This window comes from Micromonospora sp. R311, assembly GCF_056780015.1.
The window spans coordinates 43,160-59,763 of the sequence record NZ_JBSWCE010000033.1; the positions used below are offsets into that span (position 1 = coordinate 43,160).

General features: G+C 72.1%; 12 protein-coding genes. 7 read left to right on the forward strand and 5 right to left on the reverse strand.

Annotated features, from left to right (window positions below; all coding sequences use genetic code 11):
- Nucleotides 1-37: 37 nt before the first annotated feature.
- The 5 genes from AC1WTP_RS25535 (at nucleotide 38) to AC1WTP_RS25555 (ending at nucleotide 6,373) form a co-directional block, all read left to right on the forward strand.
- Nucleotides 38-655: a hypothetical protein gene (locus tag AC1WTP_RS25535; RefSeq protein ID WP_481651809.1), complete on the forward strand. Its 618-nt coding sequence runs from the start codon at nucleotides 38-40 to the stop codon at nucleotides 653-655.
- 10 nt (nucleotides 656-665) lie between these two features.
- Nucleotides 666-1,487, forward strand: coding sequence for an RNase H family protein (locus AC1WTP_RS25540; RefSeq protein ID WP_481651810.1), 822 nt, complete (start codon nucleotides 666-668; stop codon nucleotides 1,485-1,487).
- A gap of 160 nt (nucleotides 1,488-1,647) precedes the next feature.
- Nucleotides 1,648-4,131, forward strand: a complete 2,484-nt coding sequence (locus AC1WTP_RS25545; protein WP_481651811.1) for an AAA family ATPase — start codon at nucleotides 1,648-1,650, stop codon at nucleotides 4,129-4,131.
- The gene (locus tag AC1WTP_RS25550) at nucleotides 4,128-4,532 is read left to right on the forward strand and encodes a hypothetical protein (protein ID WP_481651812.1); all 405 of its coding nucleotides are present in this window, start codon (nucleotides 4,128-4,130) and stop codon (nucleotides 4,530-4,532) included. Before AC1WTP_RS25545 ends, AC1WTP_RS25550 begins: the two co-directional genes overlap by 4 nt.
- A 620-nt stretch (nucleotides 4,533-5,152) precedes the next feature.
- On the forward strand, nucleotides 5,153-6,373 hold the full coding sequence (locus AC1WTP_RS25555; RefSeq protein WP_481651813.1) for a low temperature requirement protein A: 1,221 nt from the start codon (nucleotides 5,153-5,155) through the stop codon (nucleotides 6,371-6,373).
- Between the two features lie 245 nt (nucleotides 6,374-6,618).
- Here AC1WTP_RS25555 and AC1WTP_RS25560 read toward each other — a convergent pair whose 3' ends face one another.
- The 5 genes from AC1WTP_RS25560 to AC1WTP_RS25580 form a co-directional block, all read right to left on the reverse strand.
- Nucleotides 6,619-7,629: an ABC transporter permease gene (locus tag AC1WTP_RS25560; protein WP_481651814.1), complete on the reverse strand. Its 1,011-nt coding sequence runs from the start codon at nucleotides 7,627-7,629 to the stop codon at nucleotides 6,619-6,621.
- Nucleotides 7,626-8,588, reverse strand: a complete 963-nt coding sequence (locus AC1WTP_RS25565; RefSeq protein WP_481651815.1) for an ABC transporter permease — start codon at nucleotides 8,586-8,588, stop codon at nucleotides 7,626-7,628. Before AC1WTP_RS25565 ends, AC1WTP_RS25560 begins: the two co-directional genes overlap by 4 nt.
- Nucleotides 8,581-10,107: a sugar ABC transporter ATP-binding protein gene (locus tag AC1WTP_RS25570; RefSeq protein WP_481651816.1), complete on the reverse strand. Its 1,527-nt coding sequence runs from the start codon at nucleotides 10,105-10,107 to the stop codon at nucleotides 8,581-8,583. The genes AC1WTP_RS25565 and AC1WTP_RS25570 overlap by 8 nt, the downstream gene beginning before the upstream one ends.
- On the reverse strand, nucleotides 10,107-11,171 hold the full coding sequence (locus tag AC1WTP_RS25575; RefSeq protein ID WP_481651817.1) for an ABC transporter substrate-binding protein: 1,065 nt from the start codon (nucleotides 11,169-11,171) through the stop codon (nucleotides 10,107-10,109). The genes AC1WTP_RS25570 and AC1WTP_RS25575 overlap by 1 nt, the downstream gene beginning before the upstream one ends.
- Nucleotides 11,172-11,273: 102 nt before the next feature.
- Nucleotides 11,274-13,763, reverse strand: a complete 2,490-nt coding sequence (locus tag AC1WTP_RS25580) for a LamG-like jellyroll fold domain-containing protein (RefSeq protein ID WP_481651818.1) — start codon at nucleotides 13,761-13,763, stop codon at nucleotides 11,274-11,276.
- Between the two features lie 258 nt (nucleotides 13,764-14,021).
- Between AC1WTP_RS25580 and AC1WTP_RS25585 the strand changes: the two genes are divergently transcribed.
- Together AC1WTP_RS25585 and AC1WTP_RS25590 are read left to right on the forward strand one after the other, a co-directional pair.
- The gene (locus AC1WTP_RS25585; protein WP_481651819.1) at nucleotides 14,022-14,858 is read left to right on the forward strand and encodes a DeoR/GlpR family DNA-binding transcription regulator; all 837 of its coding nucleotides are present in this window, start codon (nucleotides 14,022-14,024) and stop codon (nucleotides 14,856-14,858) included.
- 73 nt (nucleotides 14,859-14,931) lie between these two features.
- Nucleotides 14,932-16,437, forward strand: a complete 1,506-nt coding sequence (locus AC1WTP_RS25590) for a sugar ABC transporter ATP-binding protein (RefSeq protein WP_481651820.1) — start codon at nucleotides 14,932-14,934, stop codon at nucleotides 16,435-16,437.
- Nucleotides 16,438-16,604 lie beyond the last annotated feature (167 nt).

The window sequence follows — 16,604 nt, forward strand, 5'->3', positions numbered from 1 at the left end:
AGCTACCACCCACCACCGCCTCGACGAGGAGAAACCCATGACCGAGCCCCAGGCCCAGCCGGACCCGCAGGCCGAGCCCCAGGCCGAGCCCGAGACGACGGACACCGCCACTCTGCAGAACACCGTTCAGAAGGAGCCCCAGGTCCGGTGGATCATTGCCGGCGCCGCCGTGCTGGTCCTGCTGCTCTGCTTCGGCGGTTGCGGCGCCCTGCTGGCCACGAGCAGCGGTGAAGAGCCGTCCGACGAAAAGGCTGCCGTCTCCGCCGCGCCGCAGACGCTCTCCACCACGTCCGCCCCGACCACCGCCGCGGCGCCGACCACCACGCCCGCGACGACCGCGCCGCCCGCTCTCACCTACGACACCCCGACGAAGAACGACTTCAAGCTCACGGTCAAGGTCCTCAGGAAGCAGTGCTTCGGCAGCGCCGGTTGCAACATCACCTACCGGATCGACGTGACGTACACCGGCGACGGCGACCTGGACCCGTCCAAGACGTACGAGGTGACCTACCAGGTCAAGGGCGCCGAAGATCCGATCATCAACACCTTCGAGGTGACGGGCGATTCCGCGTCGGTGCAGCAGGAGGAGATGGCCAGCACGAAGCGCTCCGGCGACAAGCTGACCGCCGTCGTGACCGACGTCTCCGAGCTCTAGGGAGGACGTCGTGTGTCCCGGTGAGTTCCTGAGAGCCTTGGACCTGCTGCCCACTCCCCTGCACGAGCGTGCCGTCGCGCTGCGCGCCTACGCCCGGGTGACCCGCTGCCCGGACTGCCAGCGGATCGGCGACGACGTCCGCCTGGCCCTCACCGCCGCGGCCTACGACGAGCTCGGCTCCGCCGGCCGGCTGCTCGACTCGGCGGAGCAGCAGGCCGCCCGGCACGGCTCGGCCTGCCGGCCGCAGCCGAGCGAGCAGCAGCGCGGCCACGGCCGGGTCGGCCGCTGGGCCGAGGCGTCCGCGGAGCTGGTCGCCGCCACTGACGCGAGCTGGAAGGGACGCGCCGGCGGCATCGGGTACGTGGTCAGCGACGGCCACTACGGCCTGCGCAGCCGGGGCACCGGCCGGATGGACCCGACCGGATACTCCCGGGTCCTGATCAACGAGTTGCGCGCGGTCGACTTCCTGCTCGCCGCTTACGACGAGGTGCCGTCGGGGATGACCGTGTTGCTGGACAGCCTGGCCGCCCTGCGCTACCTGCACCGCTGGCAGGCCGGCGAGACCGGGGCCATGCCCGCCGGCTACAGCCTGCGGCCGCGCAGGTGGTCGGCCCAGCCCACGCTGGTGAGGCTCGCCGAGCTGGTGAGCCGGCGGCCGGATCTGTCCTTCGCCCACGTGAAGGGGCACTCCGGCCACGCCCTGAACGAGGCCGCCGACGCCCTGTCGCACATGGCGCGCCGCCGGCTCGGCGAGTCCTTCGACGTACGCCCGCGGGCGCATGCCCTGGTCGACGCGTTCCTGCGCGACTGGCACGCAACCGTCCCGCACTGACGCCTCTGGTCGCACAGCCGGGGCAGCTCGACACGGCGCCGCGACCGCACCTGATCCGTTCCCGACATCAGCTCGACAGCACCCGCAATCTCTTCCACCGCTCCCCCGGGCGGGCCGGCGCCGCTGCCGGCCCGCGGAGCCCACGCGCCTGGAGGCGACCATGCCGATCCCCCGTCAGCCCTCCCCCACGGCACCACCCCTCCCCGCCCATCGCACCGAACCCCTCGTCGAGCTGATCTTCGACCGGCTCGCCGACGACGACGTACCCGATCACACCGCTGATCTGGTGCTCGCCGCGCTCAGCGGTGAGGCCGACCTGGCCGCCGCCCTCGACGGCGGGAAGACCAGCATCGGCCCGGGCCCCGCGGCCGACGAGGGGTCGAGAGAGCAGATCTGGCTCTCCTCGATCACCGTCGCCGGGTTCCGGGGCGTCGGCCCGGAACGCACGCTCCAGATCGACCCCGGTCCGGGCCTGACCCTGGTGGTCGGCCGTAACGGCTCCGGCAAGTCGAGCTTCGCCGAGGCGGTGGAGCTGGCGTTGACCGGCGACAGCGCGCGGTGGGCGGAGCGCAACAGCGTCTGGCGTACGGGGTGGCGCAACCTGCACGCCCCCGACCCGTGCTGGATCGTGGTGCAGCTGCGGATCGACGGGGTGGCGAAGCCGGTGACGGTGACCCGGTCGTGGCCGGTCGGGGCGGCGCTGGCCGACGCGGAGGTCACCGTCAGCAGCGAACGGGGTCGCCACGCCGACCTCGCCGAGCTGGGGTTGGCCCGCCCGCTGGAGCTGTACCGGCCGTTCCTCACCGCCGCCGAGCTGGGCCGGCTGACCGCCGGCACGCAGAGCCAGCTCTTCGACGCGATCTCCGCGATCCTCGGTCTGGAGGCGATCACCGAGGCCGACCAGCGGCTGATGGCCGCCGCCCGGCCCGTCGAGGCGGCCATCAAGGAGGTACGCGCGCAGCGCGCCACCCTCGTCGCCAGCCTGGCCGACGTCGCCGACGACCGGGCGCGGCGGGCCGGCGCGCTGCTCGCCGGTCGGGGCGCGGTTGACCTCGCGGCGCTGACCGCGATCTGCGACGAGCCGGAGGAGGTCACCGCCGACGGGCCGTTGCTGCTGTGCCGGGGTCTGGTCGAGCTGACCCTGCCGGCGCCGGAGGGGGTGACCCGGCTGGCCGCCCAGCTGGTGGAGGCCGCCGCGGAAGCCCAGCGGCACGACGGTGGGCGGTCCCGGGCGGCGCTGCGCAGCGCCGAGCTGCTCCGTCTCGCCATCGAGCACCACGAGGACGCCGGCGACGGCCCGTGCCCGGTCTGCGCCGCCGGCACGCTTGACGGGGACTGGCACCAGGCCGCCGCCGGGTCGCTGGCGCAGCTGCGGGACCGCAGCCTCGCCGCCCAGGCGGCGGCCGCCCGGTTGGACGCGCTGCTGCGCCAGGCGCGCCACCTGGTCGACGACATCGTCGTGCCCGACGGCGACCTGCCGGAGACGCCGCTCGACGGGCTGCGCGCGGCGGTGGCCGCGCTACGGGACGTACCCGGTGAGCCGGCTGAGTTGGCGGCGCACCTTACCGCGCGGTACCCGGCGGTGGTGGCGGCGGCGCGGGCCGCCCGCGCGTACGCCGAGGGGTTTCTGCGGCAGCGGGACACCGGGTGGCGGCGGGCGGCGGCCGAGCTGCGGCCCTGGGTCGACGCCGCCGCCGGCCTGCCGGAGCGGGAGGCGACCCTCGCCCGGCTGAAGGGTGCGCGGGCCTGGTTGAAGGACACCGCGGCGCAGCTGCGCAACGAGCGGGTGGCGCCGTTCGCGGAGCACTCGCAGCGGATCTGGGCGCAGCTGCGGCAGGAGAGCAACGTCGAGCTGGGCGCGATGACCCTCGCGGGCACAAATACCCGGCGGCGGGTGGTGTTCCCGGTGAGCGTGGACGGCGCCGACAACGGCACCGCGCTCGGCGTGATGAGCCAGGGCGAGATGCACGCCCTCGGGCTGGCGACGTTCCTGCCGCGCGGCTGCGCGCCGGAGAGCCCGTTCCGGTTCATCGTCGTCGACGACCCGGTGCAGAGCATGGATCCGGCGAAGGTGGACGGCCTGGCCCGGGTGCTCGCCGCACTGGCCGAGCAGCGGCAGGTGGTGGTCTTCACCCACGACACCCGGCTGCCCGACGCGGTCACCCGCCTCGGCCTCGGTGACGCCCGGATCGTCGAGGTCACCCGAGCGGAGCGGTCGGTGGTGACGCTGCGGCCCGCCTCCGACCCGGTGACCCGGCACCTCGACGACGCGTACGCGCTGGCCCGCAACGAGGAGATCGCCGCGGAGGTGCGGGGGCCGGTGGTGGCGGAGCTGTGCCGCTCGGCGCTCGAGGCGGCCTGCCACCGGGTGATCTGGCGGACCCGGGTCGGGCGGGGCGTGCCGTACGCCGACATCGAGAAGGCGATCGAGGACGCGTCCCGGCGGCTCACCACGATCCTCGCCCTGGCGGCCTTCGACGACGCCGATCGGGGCGGTGACGTGCTCGGCTGGCTCAGCCGCCGGCAAGGGTCGCGGGCGGTGAACGCGTACCAGGCGTGCCGGGAAGGCGTGCACGGGGCGTACCTGGCGGACCTGCCCGGCCTGGTCGCGGACGCCCGCCTGCTCGCGGCGGTGCTGTCGTGACCGCGCCGACGCCGCAGCGCTGCCTGGCGGCGGCCGACCAGTTGCTGCGCGGCGCCGGTGTGCTCGGCGCCGCAGCGGTGACCGCCGGCTGGTGGCCGCGGGCCTGCGCCTGCCTGATCCGGCTCGCCCTCGAAGGCGGCATCGACGCCTACTGGCGGCGGGTCAAGCCGACCGTGGCCGCCTGCCGGCAGGGCCGCGCCAAGCAGCTGATGCTGCGTGGCCGGCTCGGCCCGGGCGCGGAAACGGCGCGGCGGGTGGCGTTCGCCTGGGCCACGCTCTCCGCCGCCGCGCACCACCACTGCTACGAGCTGGCGCCCACCGCGGCGGAGCTGCGTCGCCTGCACACCGAGGTGAGCGCCCTACTCACCCGACTCGACGGAAGAACGGAACCCGGACGATGACCTACCCGCAGCCCGGCCACGACCCGTACCGCCCGCAGCCGCCGGTCTCCGGCATCCCCGGGCCCTACCCGCCGGTGTCCGCCCCGCCCGGCCCGTACCCGCCGGTCTCCGCCGTGCCCTACCAGCCGGGCGGCTACCCGCCGGCGGCGCAACGGGTTGCTGTGCGGCCGCCGCTCACGTCGGGCATGGCGACGGCGTCGATGGCTATTGGCGGCCGGTCTCGTCAGCCGTTCCGCGTTCAGTGTCCCCGGACACGAACGGCGTGCGCATGCGGGTCATCGTGGCTGCGCTCACGTCTACGGCCCGCGCACGATCGCCGTCAGCATCACCGTCCCCCTGCGAACCGAAGGGATTCAGGGCGGGCGGCGTTACATCTGCCAAAACGCACTCCAAGATCTTCAGGGCGGCGCACAACGGATTCACCGGTAGCTGCGAACTGGGAAGGGAGGCGGGGTGTGGTTGGGCCGTCGGCCGTCGTTCACCCGCTGCCGACAGCCTATCGCTCTCGCGCCGCTTGCGGGCGCTGAGGGAGCGAAGATCGGCGACCACGTCCAGCCAGGCAAAACGCCGAATTCGCCCGGGGACGTAGGCCGTCTGGCGACCATGGGCGGGTGGGGCGGATGTCGGAGGCGACGCGGGCCAGGAGCATCCTGCGAGGCGAGGAGGACTCCCGGCAGGCCAACTTCCTGGAGCTGTTCTTCGATCTCGTGCTGGTCTTCGCCCTGATCGGGGTCGTCAGCCGCATCGTGCCGGACCTGTCCGCGGAAAGCCCGGCGTTGAGGTGGCTGTCCCTGCTGTACGCGCTCGTGCTGGTCCTACCGCTGCTCTGGCTGTGGACGACCACCGCGCAGATCACCAGCTGGTTCGATCCCCGTCACCCGCGGATCCAACTGATGATCCTGGCGAGCGCGTTCGGTCTGCTGATCATGTCGACGTCGCTGCCGTACGCGTTCATCGAACGCGGCCTCGCCTTCGCCGCGCCATACGTATTGCTGCACCTCGGACGGCCGTTGCTGCTCGTGCCGAAGCTGCGGGAGCACGACGCGCTACGGGCCCTCTACGCCCGCAAGTCCGTGTGGGCCGCCGCCTCCGGGGTGGTGTGGCTCGCCGGAGCGCTGGTGAGTGGGCAGTACCGGGTCGCCCTGTGGTTGGTCGCCATCAGTATGGACCTGGTCGCGGCGCGGCTGAGCTGGCCGGTACCCGGCATGCGCTACCTGCCCACCAGCGCGTGGGCGATGACCAGCAGCAGTCACCTGCCCGACCGGTACCAGCAACTGCTGTTGATTGCGCTCGGCGAGACGGTGCTCGCGGCCGGAATCACCTACACCAACCAACCAGTCACCCTCGCCACAACGGCGGCACTGGTGCTGGCGTTCCTGTCGACCGTGCTGATGTGGCGGATCTACTTCTATCGCTCCGGCCAGGTCCTCGCAGAGGCCGTCGCGGCGTCGTCGAACCGGCCGGCGGTCGGCCAGGCGGTCGGCGTGGCCCACATTCTCATGGTGCTCGGCATCGTTGCCGTCGCGATCGGATCCGAGATCGTCCAGAAACATCCCGGCGGGCACTCCCGGCCGGCCTGGCTCGCCGTGATCCTTGGCGGGCCGGCACTGTTCCTCATCGGCCGCATCCGACTGGAACGGGCGGTTTTCGATCGGCTCTCCGTACGCCGGCTCGTCGGCATCGGGGCACTGCTCCTGCTCGCGCTGCCGCTCGCATTCAGCCCACCGTTGATCGCCACCACCGCCGCCACCGTCGTACTGTTCGGCATCGCCCTCGCGGACGCCCGACACGCAGCCGGCCGCCCCCCAGAGGCGCCGTCCCCGCCTGCCCAGCTCCACTAGCTGGTGAGGTGGTGACGGCGCCTCGGGTGGGCGCCCTCGGGCGCGGGTCGCGTCGGCTGTCGCAACCCCGGCTAGGACAAGGACAGGCGCGATGGCGACGGCCAGCGGCGGTAGGATAATCACGGCCGGTGAGACCGCGGCCAGCAGGAGCACCCCGATCGGCGGGTACAGCGGGATCATGGCGGGTGGGGGTGGCCTCGGCCCATACCGCTGGTATTGGGGCGGACGCCGACAAGGCGCGACGCTCAGGACAGCCGCTGCGTCCGGTGAAGGATCCGCTGCGTGACCACCACCAGTGCGAGGAACGCCCCGCTGACGACCTGCTGGAACGACGAGGTGAGCACGCCGACCTGGTTGATCAGGCTCTGGATGACGCCGAGCAGGAGCACGCCCGCCATCGTGCCGGTGAGTCCGCCGGCGCCGCCGGTGAGCAGCGTGCCACCGATCACCACGGCGGCGATGACGTCGAGTTCCATGCCGACGCCGAGGATGGTGACGCCGGAGGACAGGCGGGCGGCGTTGAGGGCGCCCGCCAGCCCGGCCAGCAGACCGGAGATGAGATAGACGAAGACCTTGACCCGGGTGACCGGTACGCCCATGAGCATCGCGGCCTCCTCGCTGCCGCCGATGGCATAGACGTTCTGCCCGAAGCCGGTGCGTTGCAGCAGCACGCCGCCCAGCAGAACCAGAACCAGGGTGATCCAGACCGGCATGGTGAGGCCCAGGAAGGACGCCTGGCCCAACGCGCTGAAGGCCTCGTTCTGGACCAGGTAGGTGTTCGCCCCCTCGTCGGACACCGCGAGCATGAGGCCCCGCATGCCGAGCAGCCCGGCCAGGGTCACGATGAACGGCGCCATGCCGGTGCGCGCCACGATCAGCCCCTGGATCAGCCCGATCGCGCCGCACACCGCGAGCGGCAGCAGCAGCGCGACGAGCAGCCCGTACCGGGAGCCGTAGGCGGCCAGCACCCCGGCGAGCACGAACGACGAGCCGACGGAGAGGTCGATGCCGCCGCTGATGATGACGAAGGTCATCCCGATCGCGACGATGGCCAGGAACGACGACGACACCACGATGTTCGCGGCGTTCTGCGGGGTGGCGAACGAGTCGAACGCGACGGTCCCGGCCAGGACGGTGACCGCCAGCACGATGAGCGCGCCGTGGTGCTGGAGGAGGTGACCGATCCGTTCGCGGCGAAGCGCGCGGGGTCGGGACCGCGCGTCGGCGCCGGCGTCCGCGTCGGCGATGGTGGTCATGCGCGCCTCCCTCGGGCGGCGTAGACGGCGGCCAGGATGATGACCGCCTGGACCATCTGGGTCCAGGACTGCGGCAGGTTGTGCTTGATGAGGGTGGCCTGGAGCAGCTGGATGAGCAGGGCGCCCATCACCGTGCCGAGCACTCGGACGCGGCCGCCGGTGAGCGGGGTGCCGCCGACGACCACCGCGGTGATCGCGGACAGTTCCATGAGCAGGCCCAGCGAGGTGGGGTCGCTGGCCTGGAGCCGGGACGTGGCCAGCACGCCGGCCACCGCGGCGAGCAGGCCGGAGATGACGTAGACGGTGACCAGCACGCGTCGTACCGGCAGGCCGGACAGCCGGCTGGCGGCCCGGTTGCCGCCCACGGCCACCAGTTGGCGGCCGAAGGTGGTGCGCTTGACCAGGAACGCGACCAGTACGGTGAGCACCGCCGCGATGACGACCACGAGCGGCAGGCCGAGCACGGAGCGGCTGCCGAGCGTGATCAGCGTGGGGTTGCGGAACTCGGTGAGCTGCGGCACCAGCACGTTCGCCAGGCCGCGTACGCCCACCAGCAGCGCCAGCGTCGCCACGATGGGTTGCACCCCCACGTACGCCACCAGCGCGCCGCCGCCCGCGCCGACGGCCGCGCCGGCGATGAGGGCCGCGACGATCGCGACCGGGGCGCCGTACCCGAGGTAGAGCACCACCATCGCCGAGGCAAGTGCCATCACCGAACCGACGGACAGGTCGATCCCCTCGGTGCCGATCACCAGCGCCATACCGAGCGACGTGATCACGACGGGCGCCACCTGGATCAGCTGGGTCCGGAAGTTCGCCACCTCCAGGAAGTGCGGTGTGAACGCCACGTTGAAGAGCAGGAGTGTGAGCACCGACGCGTACACGCCGTACTCCTGCAGCCATCCGAGAAGGCGTAGCCGGCCGCCCCACACGCGCGGCGCGGCCGCGGTCTCAGCCATCGGTCTCTCCCGTCGCGGCAATCGTTGCCATGATCGCTTCTTCCGTCACCTCGTCGCCGCTCAGCTCGCCGGCGACCGCGCCGTCGCGCAGCACCACCACACGGTCCGCCCCCTCGACGAGTTCCTCCAGGTCGGAGGAGATCAGCAGCACCGCGAGCCCTTCGGCCGCCAGCTCGTCGATGAGCGCCTGCACCTCAGCCTTGGCCCCGACGTCGATGCCCCGGGTCGGCTCGTCGAGCAGCAGCACTCTCGCTCCGGTGGCCAGCGATCGGGCCAGCAGGACCTTCTGTTGGTTGCCGCCGGACAGCTCGGAGACCTTCTGGTGGGGCGAGGCGGCTTTGATGCGCAGCCGCCGCATGAAGCTGGCGACGATCCGGTCGACACGGGCGTCGGACACCACTCCGGACCGGGACAGCTGGGGCAGGGCGGCCAGCGCGATGTTGTCCCGTACCGACAGGGTGGGCACGATGCCCTCGGCCTTGCGGTCCTCGGGGACGAGGCTGACGCCGGCCCGGATCGCCGCCGCCGGGGAGCCACGACGTACCTCCTGCCCGGCCACCGTCACCGTGCCGCCGTCGACCGGGAGCGCGCCGGCGATCGCCTTGGCGGTCTCGCTGCGCCCGGCGCCGAGCAGCCCGCCCAAGCCGACCACCTCGCCGGGGCGTACCTGCACCGACACGTCGCGCAGGACGGGCCGGCGGGACACCGAGTGCGCCTCCACCAGCGGCTCGCCGGCCGCGGTGGTGTGCTCGCCGGAGAACTTCGTCGCGCCCTCGCGCCGGATCTCGACCGGGTCGCGGCCGAGCATCAGCGCGACGAGGTCCACCCGCGGCAGCTCGACGAGCGGCCCGGCATGCGCCACCCGGCCGTCGCGCAGCACGGTGACCCGTTCGCAGATCCGGTACAGCTCGTCGAGGCGGTGGCTCACGTAGATCACCGAGATGCCCTGGGCCCGCAGGTCGGCGATGACGCCGAAGAGGGTGTCCACCTCCCGCGGCTCGAGGGCCGAGGTGGGCTCGTCCATGATCACGACGCGGGCCTCGATGGAGACCGCGCGGGCCAGCGCCACCATCTGCTGGGTGCCCATGCCGAGTGAGCGCAGCGGCCGGCGTACGTCGGTGCGGATGCCGTACCGGCCCATGACCCGCTCAGCCTCGGCGTACAGCCCCGCCACGTCGATGACCCCGAGCCGGCCCCGCGGTTCCCGTCCGAGCAGCAGGTTGTGCGCGAGGCTCATCTGCGGGACGAGGTTGACCTCCTGGTAGATGGTCGAGATCCCGGCGCGTTGGGCGGCGAGGGGGGTGTCGAGGCTGACGGGCTCGCCGCGCAGCAGCAGCCTTCCCCGGTCCGGCCGGTACACGCCGGTGAGGACCTTGATGAGGGTGGACTTGCCGGCGCCGTTCTCGCCGACCAGGGCGTGCACCTGCCCCGCGTCCAGCCGGAAGGAGACGTCGTCGAGGGCGAGGACCCCGGGGAATCCCTTCGAGATTCCCCGGGCCTCCAGAACCGCGGTGGCCATCAGTACGCGTTTCCCAGGCTCTCCTTGGCGTTCGCCGTCGTGTACTCCTGGTCGCTGATGATGACCGTGGCCGGGATCCCCTCCCCGTCCAGGAACTTCTGGGCGGTGGAGAAGGCGAGCGGCCCGAAGCGAGGGTTCGACTCGACTACCGCGGACAGCCAGCCGTCGACGATGCCCTGCACGGCGGCGCGGGTGCCGTCCACGGACACGATCTTCACCTCGCCGGGGGTCTTGCCCGCGCCCTTGAGCGCCGTCACGGCGCCGAGCGCCATTTCGTCGTTCTCGGCGTAGATGCCCTTGGTGCCGGGGCGGGACTGGATCAGCTGCTCGGTCACCTGCTGACCCTTCTCGCGGGTGAACTCGCCGGTCTGCTCGAAGGAGATGGTGATGCCCGGCGCCTTCTCCTGGATCCGGTCCTTGAATCCCTTGGTCCGGTCGGTGGTGACGTTGTTGCCGGGCGAGCCGAGCAGGATGGCGACCTCACCCTGGCCGCCGAGCGCCTCGATCATCTGGTCGGCGGCCCGCTTGCCCTGCTGGTAGAAGTCCGACCCGATGAAGGTGAGGTAGTCGGTGCACGGCTGAGCGTTGATCTTGCGGTCGATGGTGATGATCGGAACCTTCTTCTCCGCCGCCTGCCTCAGCACCGGCTCCCAGCCATCGGAGTTCAGCGGCGCGATGACCAGCAGCTTGGCGCCCTGGGCGATGAGCTGCTGCACGTCGGAGATCTGCTTGGAGAACTGCGACTGCGCGTTGGTCACGCGCAGGTTGGCGATGCCGAGCCTGGCGGCCTCGTCCCTGATGGACTTGGTCTCGGCGATGCGGAACGGGTTGGCTTCCTTCTCCGACTGGGAGAAGCCGACCACATCCTTCCTGAGGTCGAACTTCTGCCCGCCGAAGCTCTGCAGCGTGCAGGTCGGGCCGGTGGCGCCCGTGCTCTGCACGACCTGCTGGCCCGCGCTGCCGGCCGGCTCCGGCGGGTCGCCGCCGTCCTCGCTCTTGGCGCAGGCCGCGGTGGTGAGCAGGGCGGCCAGCGCGACCGCCGCCAATCCGGATGTCCTGGACATGAGGTTCCCTTCCCGAGGCGGGTTGTCAGTCGGCGGGGGATGGCTGGGCGGCCGTCGCCGCGGCGAGCACCGCCGCGGCGACGGCGGTGAGGCGGGTCGGCCTCACTGCAGCCCTGCGGAGGCGTGCAGCTGGCCGACCTCGGCGGCGGACAGGGCACGGTCGTAGACCCGCACCTGGTCGATCGCGCCGCGCCAGTAGTCGACCGGGCCGCCGTTGTACCTGGCCCGCCCGATGACGGTCGGCCCGCTGGACGCCTCGCCGAGGCAGGAGCTGGCCGTGCCGGCCGGCTGGCCGTCGACGTACAGCGTCAGCGTGCCGGCCGCGGCGTCGCGCACGCCGACCAGGTGGTACCAGCGGCCGGTCTCCGGCGCGGTCGGCGCGAGCGCCCGGACCCCGGCGAAGCTGAACGCGAACCGGTTGTCAGCGCCCGAGTACTGCAGGAAGAAGGCGCTGTGGCTGTTGCCGTCCTGGCTCACCGCGGTGGCGAAGCCACCGAGGCTGTCCAGCTTGACCCAGGCCGAGGCGGTGTAGTTGCCGGTGGTGTCGAGGATCGCCGCGCCGGTGTCGACGTACTGGTTCACGCCGTTGAGCTGCACGGCGCCGCCGGAGGGGCCGGTCGTCCAGGTCGCGCCGTTGACCAGCGTCCCGTCGTGCTCGCCGGCCCTGTCGTCGGTCACCGTGCCGCTGCCCTCGTCCAGCGGCCACCAGCCCACGCCGGTCAGCCCGGGCGTGCCCGGCGGCAGCTGCGGCGCGTTCGCGCCGGTACCGTCGACCGAGCGAACGATGGCCCGGTTGATGTCCCGGACCCGGTCGAAGTCCATCTTCTGGACCTGGCGGTCGTAGGTGTAGAAGCCGTTGACCTCGTGCTCCACGTCGATGGTCTGGGTGTAGACGGCGCCGGAGAGCCCGCACCGGTTGGCCACGGTCAGCAGGTCACGCTGGTTCTCCACGTAACGCCGGGTGAGGGTGGCGCTGTCCGGCGTCATCTCGTAGCCGTGCCCGTCGCCGAACCACATGTGGCCGGGCACCTTCAGTCCGAGGCCGCCGTGCTCGCCGTCCACGGCGACCCGGTCCCCGCTCGGCGCCGGGGAGGCCGGGCCGAGGTACTGGTGGAAGTCGATGATGTCGCCGCGCCCCGAGTCACCCTTGGAGTCGCAGCAGTTCACGCCGCTGTGCGCGTTGACCATCCGGCTCGGGTCCTGGGCGCGCAGCTCGTCCGCGATCCGCCCGGTCGCGGTGCGGTCCCACTCGCCCCAGCCCTCGTTGAACGGCACCCAGACCGTGATCGAGGTCCAGCTCTGGTGCTCGGCGACGATCTCCTTCAGCTGCCGCTCGAATTCCTGCTGCGCGTCGACGGGCGGGATCCCGCCGGTACGCATGGACGGCATGTCCTGCCACACCATCAGGCCCAGCCGGTCGGCCCAGTAGTACCAGCGGTCCGGCTCCACCTTGATGTGCTTGCGGATGGTGTTGAAGCCGAGCCGCTTGGTCTCGGCGATGTCGAAGCGCAGCGCCTCGTCGGTGGGGGCGGTGTAGATGCCGTCGGGCCAGTAGCCCTGGTCCAGGGTGGACATGTTGAACAGGATCTTGCCGTTGAGGGCCAGGTGGAGCTTGCCGTCGGCCCCCCGGAGCTTGGTCACCTCGCGCATGCCGAAGTAGGAGTCGACCTGGTCCACCACCTTGCGGCCGTCGAGCACCCGCACCGTCAGGTCGTAGAGGTACGGCGAGTCGGGCGACCACAGCCGCGGATTCGGCACCGGCACACGCAGCTCGGTGCCGGCCGGCCCGGACGCGCGGCCGACGACCTTGTTGCCGGCGTAGGCGACGGCCTCGACCGTACGGCCGCTGCCGCTGGCGACCTGCGGGGTGACCCGGAGGCTGGCGTCGTCGAGGTCCGGCGTCATCCGCAGCTGCTCGACGTGGCTCGCCGGCACCGGCTCCATCCACACGCTCTGCCAGATGCCGGACGACGAGGTGTAGAAGATGCCCCGGTCCGGCACGGTGCGTTGCTTGCCCACCGGCTGCCAGGTCTGGTTGGTGCGGTCCTCGACGCCGACCACCAACTCCTGGGCCCCCGGGCCGCGCAGGGCGTCGGTGACGTCGATGCTGAAGCCGTCGTAGCCGCCGCGGTGGGTGGCGACCTTGACGCCGTTGACCCAGACCGTGGCGTCGTAGTCGACGGCGCCGAAGTTGAGTCGCAGCCGCTCGTCGCCACCGATCCGCCAGTTCGCCGGCACCTCGAACGTGCGCCGGTACCACATCCGGTCCTCGTGCCGCTGAATGCCGGACAGCGCCGACTCGATCGGGTACGGCACGAGTACCCGCTCGCTGAGCTGCTCTCCGATCGGCGGAGCTTCGCCGTCGTGCGCCCCCGCGAACTCCCAGACCCCGTTGAGGCTTTCCCACCTCTTGCGGACCAGCTGCGGGCGGGGGTAGTCGGGAAGCGCGTTGTCCGGCGACACCTGGTCGGTCCACGGCGTGGCGATCGGTGGCGTCCCCGGCTGCCAGGTGGCCTCGGCGCGCGCGACCCCCGGCACGCCGCCGACCACGACGCAGGCCGCGGCGATCAGTGCGGTGACTGCTTTCCTCATCGTTCAGGGCCCCTTTCTCACGAGCGTGGCGTGAGAGGACAGGCCGGAGCGCCCGGGCACCGGGCCGGCGGAGAGCCGGTCGGGCCGGGTACGGCCTGCCTGAAATCGTTGAGAAACAATCAATCACCGTCACGATCCCAAGTCAATACCATTCGATCAGATACGATCAGAACCGATCGGAGAGCGCCTTCACCAGGCGTGGAGTCGGCGCAGAGTACGATCAGAACCAGACCGACTCGTTCACGAGGAGAGGACCACGTGGCAGCTGGGGACGATTCCCGGACAGCGACCGAGGGCCGGCGGACCATGTTCGCCGCCGAGCGCCGGCAACGCATCCTCGAGCTGATGCACGCCAACGGCGCGGTCTCGCTGCGGGACATCGCCCAGGCCGTGCAGTCCTCCGAGGTCACCGTCCGGCGTGACCTGCGGATCCTGGAGGCCGACGGGCTGCTCAACCGCCATCACGGGGGCGCCACCCTGCCCGGCGCGCTGGCCACCCTGCCCGGCGCGCTGTCCCGGGAGCCGACCTACGCCCAGAAGGCCCAGGTCGCCGCCGCCGAGAAGGCGGCGATCGCCGAGCTCGCCGCCTCCCTTGTGGAGGACGGAGACGCCATCGTCGTCGGCGCCGGGACCACCACCCAACTCTTCGCCCAGCAGCTCGCCCGCCACGCCGAGCTCGCCGTGGTGACCAACTCGCTGCTGGTGGCCCAGGCGCTCGCCAACGCGCCGCGGGTCGAGGTCGTCCTCACCGGCGGCACGCTGCGCGGCGCCATCCTCGCACTGGTCGGCAGCGCCGCCGAGCGCTCGCTCGCCGGTCTGCGGGTCCGTCGGGCCTTCATCTCGGGCAACGGCCTCACCGCCGAACGCGGCGTCTCCACGCCGAACATGCAGGTCGCCAGCGTCGACCGGGCCCTCGCCGCGTCGGCCGAGGAGATCGTCGTACTCGCCGACCACACCAAGATCGGAGTCGACACCATGGTGCAGACCGTCCCCACCGACGAGATCGACCACCTCGTGACCGACGACGCCGCCCCGCGCGACGTGCTCGACGAGCTGGCCAACCGGGCCGTCCGGCTCCACGTCGCCCGACCCTGACGTCTTTACCTTTCCACCCGCCGTGCGCAATCATTCGCCTCAGCCGGCTCGCCGGTCGCTGCGAGGAGGCACCGTGGCAGGCAGGAGCACCGTCATCGAGGCCGCGGGCGTGGTCCGGGACTTCCCCGGCACACGCGCGCTCGACCACGTCTCGTTCACGCTCCGGCAGGGCGAGGTGCACGCCGTCGTCGGCGAGAACGGCGCCGGCAAGTCGACGCTGGTCAAGATGCTCTGCGGCATCGACCGGCCGGACGCCGGCGTGCTCCGGCTGCACGGCACGCCGGTACGGTTCTCCTCGCCACGCGACGCCGAACGCGCCGGGATAGGGGCCGTCCACCAGGAGGCCAACCTCGTCCCCCAGATGAGCGTCGCCCGCAACCTGTTCCTGGGCCGCGAACCCCGCCACCGGCTCGGCCTCATCAACGTCGCGCGAATGAACACCCGGGCGCGCGACATCATGGCCGACTGCGGCCTGCGGATCGACGTACGGCAGCCCCTCGAGTCGTTCGACGGCGGAACCCGGCAGCTGGTCGCGGTGGCCCGCGCGGTCGCCACAGGCACGTCGGTGATCGTGCTCGACGAGCCCACGGCCGGCCTGGACGACGTGCAGGTGGAACGACTGCTCACCATGCTCGACACGCTGCGGACCCAGGGCCGGTCGATCGTCTACGTCAGCCACCGCCTGGCCGAGATCGAGCGGATCTGCGACCGTGCCACCGTCCTGCGCGACGGCCGGCTGGTGCACACCGGTCCGCTCGCCGGCCTCGACCGGATGCGGCTCGTGTCGCTGATGCTCGGCCGGCGGGTGACGCCCGGGACGACCGCCCCCGCAGGCGTGGCCGCCGAGCCCGCCGACCCGCCGATCCTGCAGGCCACCGGCCTCACCCGCCGCCACGTCCTCGGCGGCGTGTCGATCAGCCTCCGGCCGGGCGAGGTCGTCGGCCTCAGCGGACTGCTGGGCGCCGGCCGAAGCGAGACGGCGAAGGCGATCGCCGGCGCCATGCCGCTGGACGCCGGGCAGGTGACGGTCTCCGGCGCCCGCCTGCGCCAGCGCTCCATCGCCGGCGCCGTCCGCGCCGGCGTGGGGCTGCTGCCGCAGAACCGTACGACCGAGGGCGTCATCGCCTCGCTGTCGGTGCGCGACAACATCGCGCTCGCCGCGCTCCCCCGCCTCTCCCGCGCCGGCATCGTCTCCGAGGCCCGCCTCGACCGGATCGTCGAGACCTTCATGCGCCGGCTACGGATCAAGGCGACCAGCCCACACCAGCCGGTCGGGGAACTCTCCGGCGGCAACCAGCAGAAGGTGCTGCTGGCCCGCTGGCTCGCCACTCACCCCCGGGTGCTGATGCTCGACGAGCCCACCCGCGGCATCGACATCGGCACCAAGTCCGAGGTGCAGGCCCTCATCGACGATCTCGCGGTGGACGGGCTCGCGGTCATGCTGATCTCCTCCGATCTGGAGGAACTCGTCGGTTCCTGCGACCGCGTCCTGGTGCTGCGCGACGGCGCCGTCGCGGGGCAGCTGACCGGCCCGAGCGTCACCGAGAAGAACATCATGGCGCTGCTCGCCGCGAGCTGACCCGGACTCGGGTCCGGTGTGCGCCACGGGGTGCGCGGTGAGCGGCCCAGCCTCAGCGACCTGAACGGCTGCTGGACGAGATGCTGTTCAGCCCGGTGCTCGACGTCCGGCCGATGCTGCTCTCCGGCACAGCGTGCCGGCCACCGCTCGCCGCGAGGTTCGTATCC

What these genes read in the sequence shown, in the direction of transcription:
- AC1WTP_RS25555 (WP_481651813.1), top strand. Translation starts at nt 5,153, where the DNA reads ATGTCGGAGGCGACGCGGGCCAGGAGCATCCTGCGAGGCGAGGAGGAC.
- AC1WTP_RS25560 (WP_481651814.1), bottom strand. Translation starts at nt 7,629, where the DNA reads ATGACCACCATCGCCGACGCGGACGCCGGCGCCGACGCGCGGTCCCGA.
- AC1WTP_RS25565 (WP_481651815.1), bottom strand. Translation starts at nt 8,588, where the DNA reads ATGGCTGAGACCGCGGCCGCGCCGCGCGTGTGGGGCGGCCGGCTACGC.
- AC1WTP_RS25570 (WP_481651816.1), bottom strand. Translation starts at nt 10,107, where the DNA reads ATGGCCACCGCGGTTCTGGAGGCCCGGGGAATCTCGAAGGGATTCCCC.
- AC1WTP_RS25580 (WP_481651818.1), bottom strand. Translation starts at nt 13,763, where the DNA reads ATGAGGAAAGCAGTCACCGCACTGATCGCCGCGGCCTGCGTCGTGGTC.
- AC1WTP_RS25535 (WP_481651809.1), top strand. Translation starts at nt 38, where the DNA reads ATGACCGAGCCCCAGGCCCAGCCGGACCCGCAGGCCGAGCCCCAGGCC.
- AC1WTP_RS25575 (WP_481651817.1), bottom strand. Translation starts at nt 11,171, where the DNA reads ATGTCCAGGACATCCGGATTGGCGGCGGTCGCGCTGGCCGCCCTGCTC.
- AC1WTP_RS25545 (WP_481651811.1), top strand. Translation starts at nt 1,648, where the DNA reads ATGCCGATCCCCCGTCAGCCCTCCCCCACGGCACCACCCCTCCCCGCC.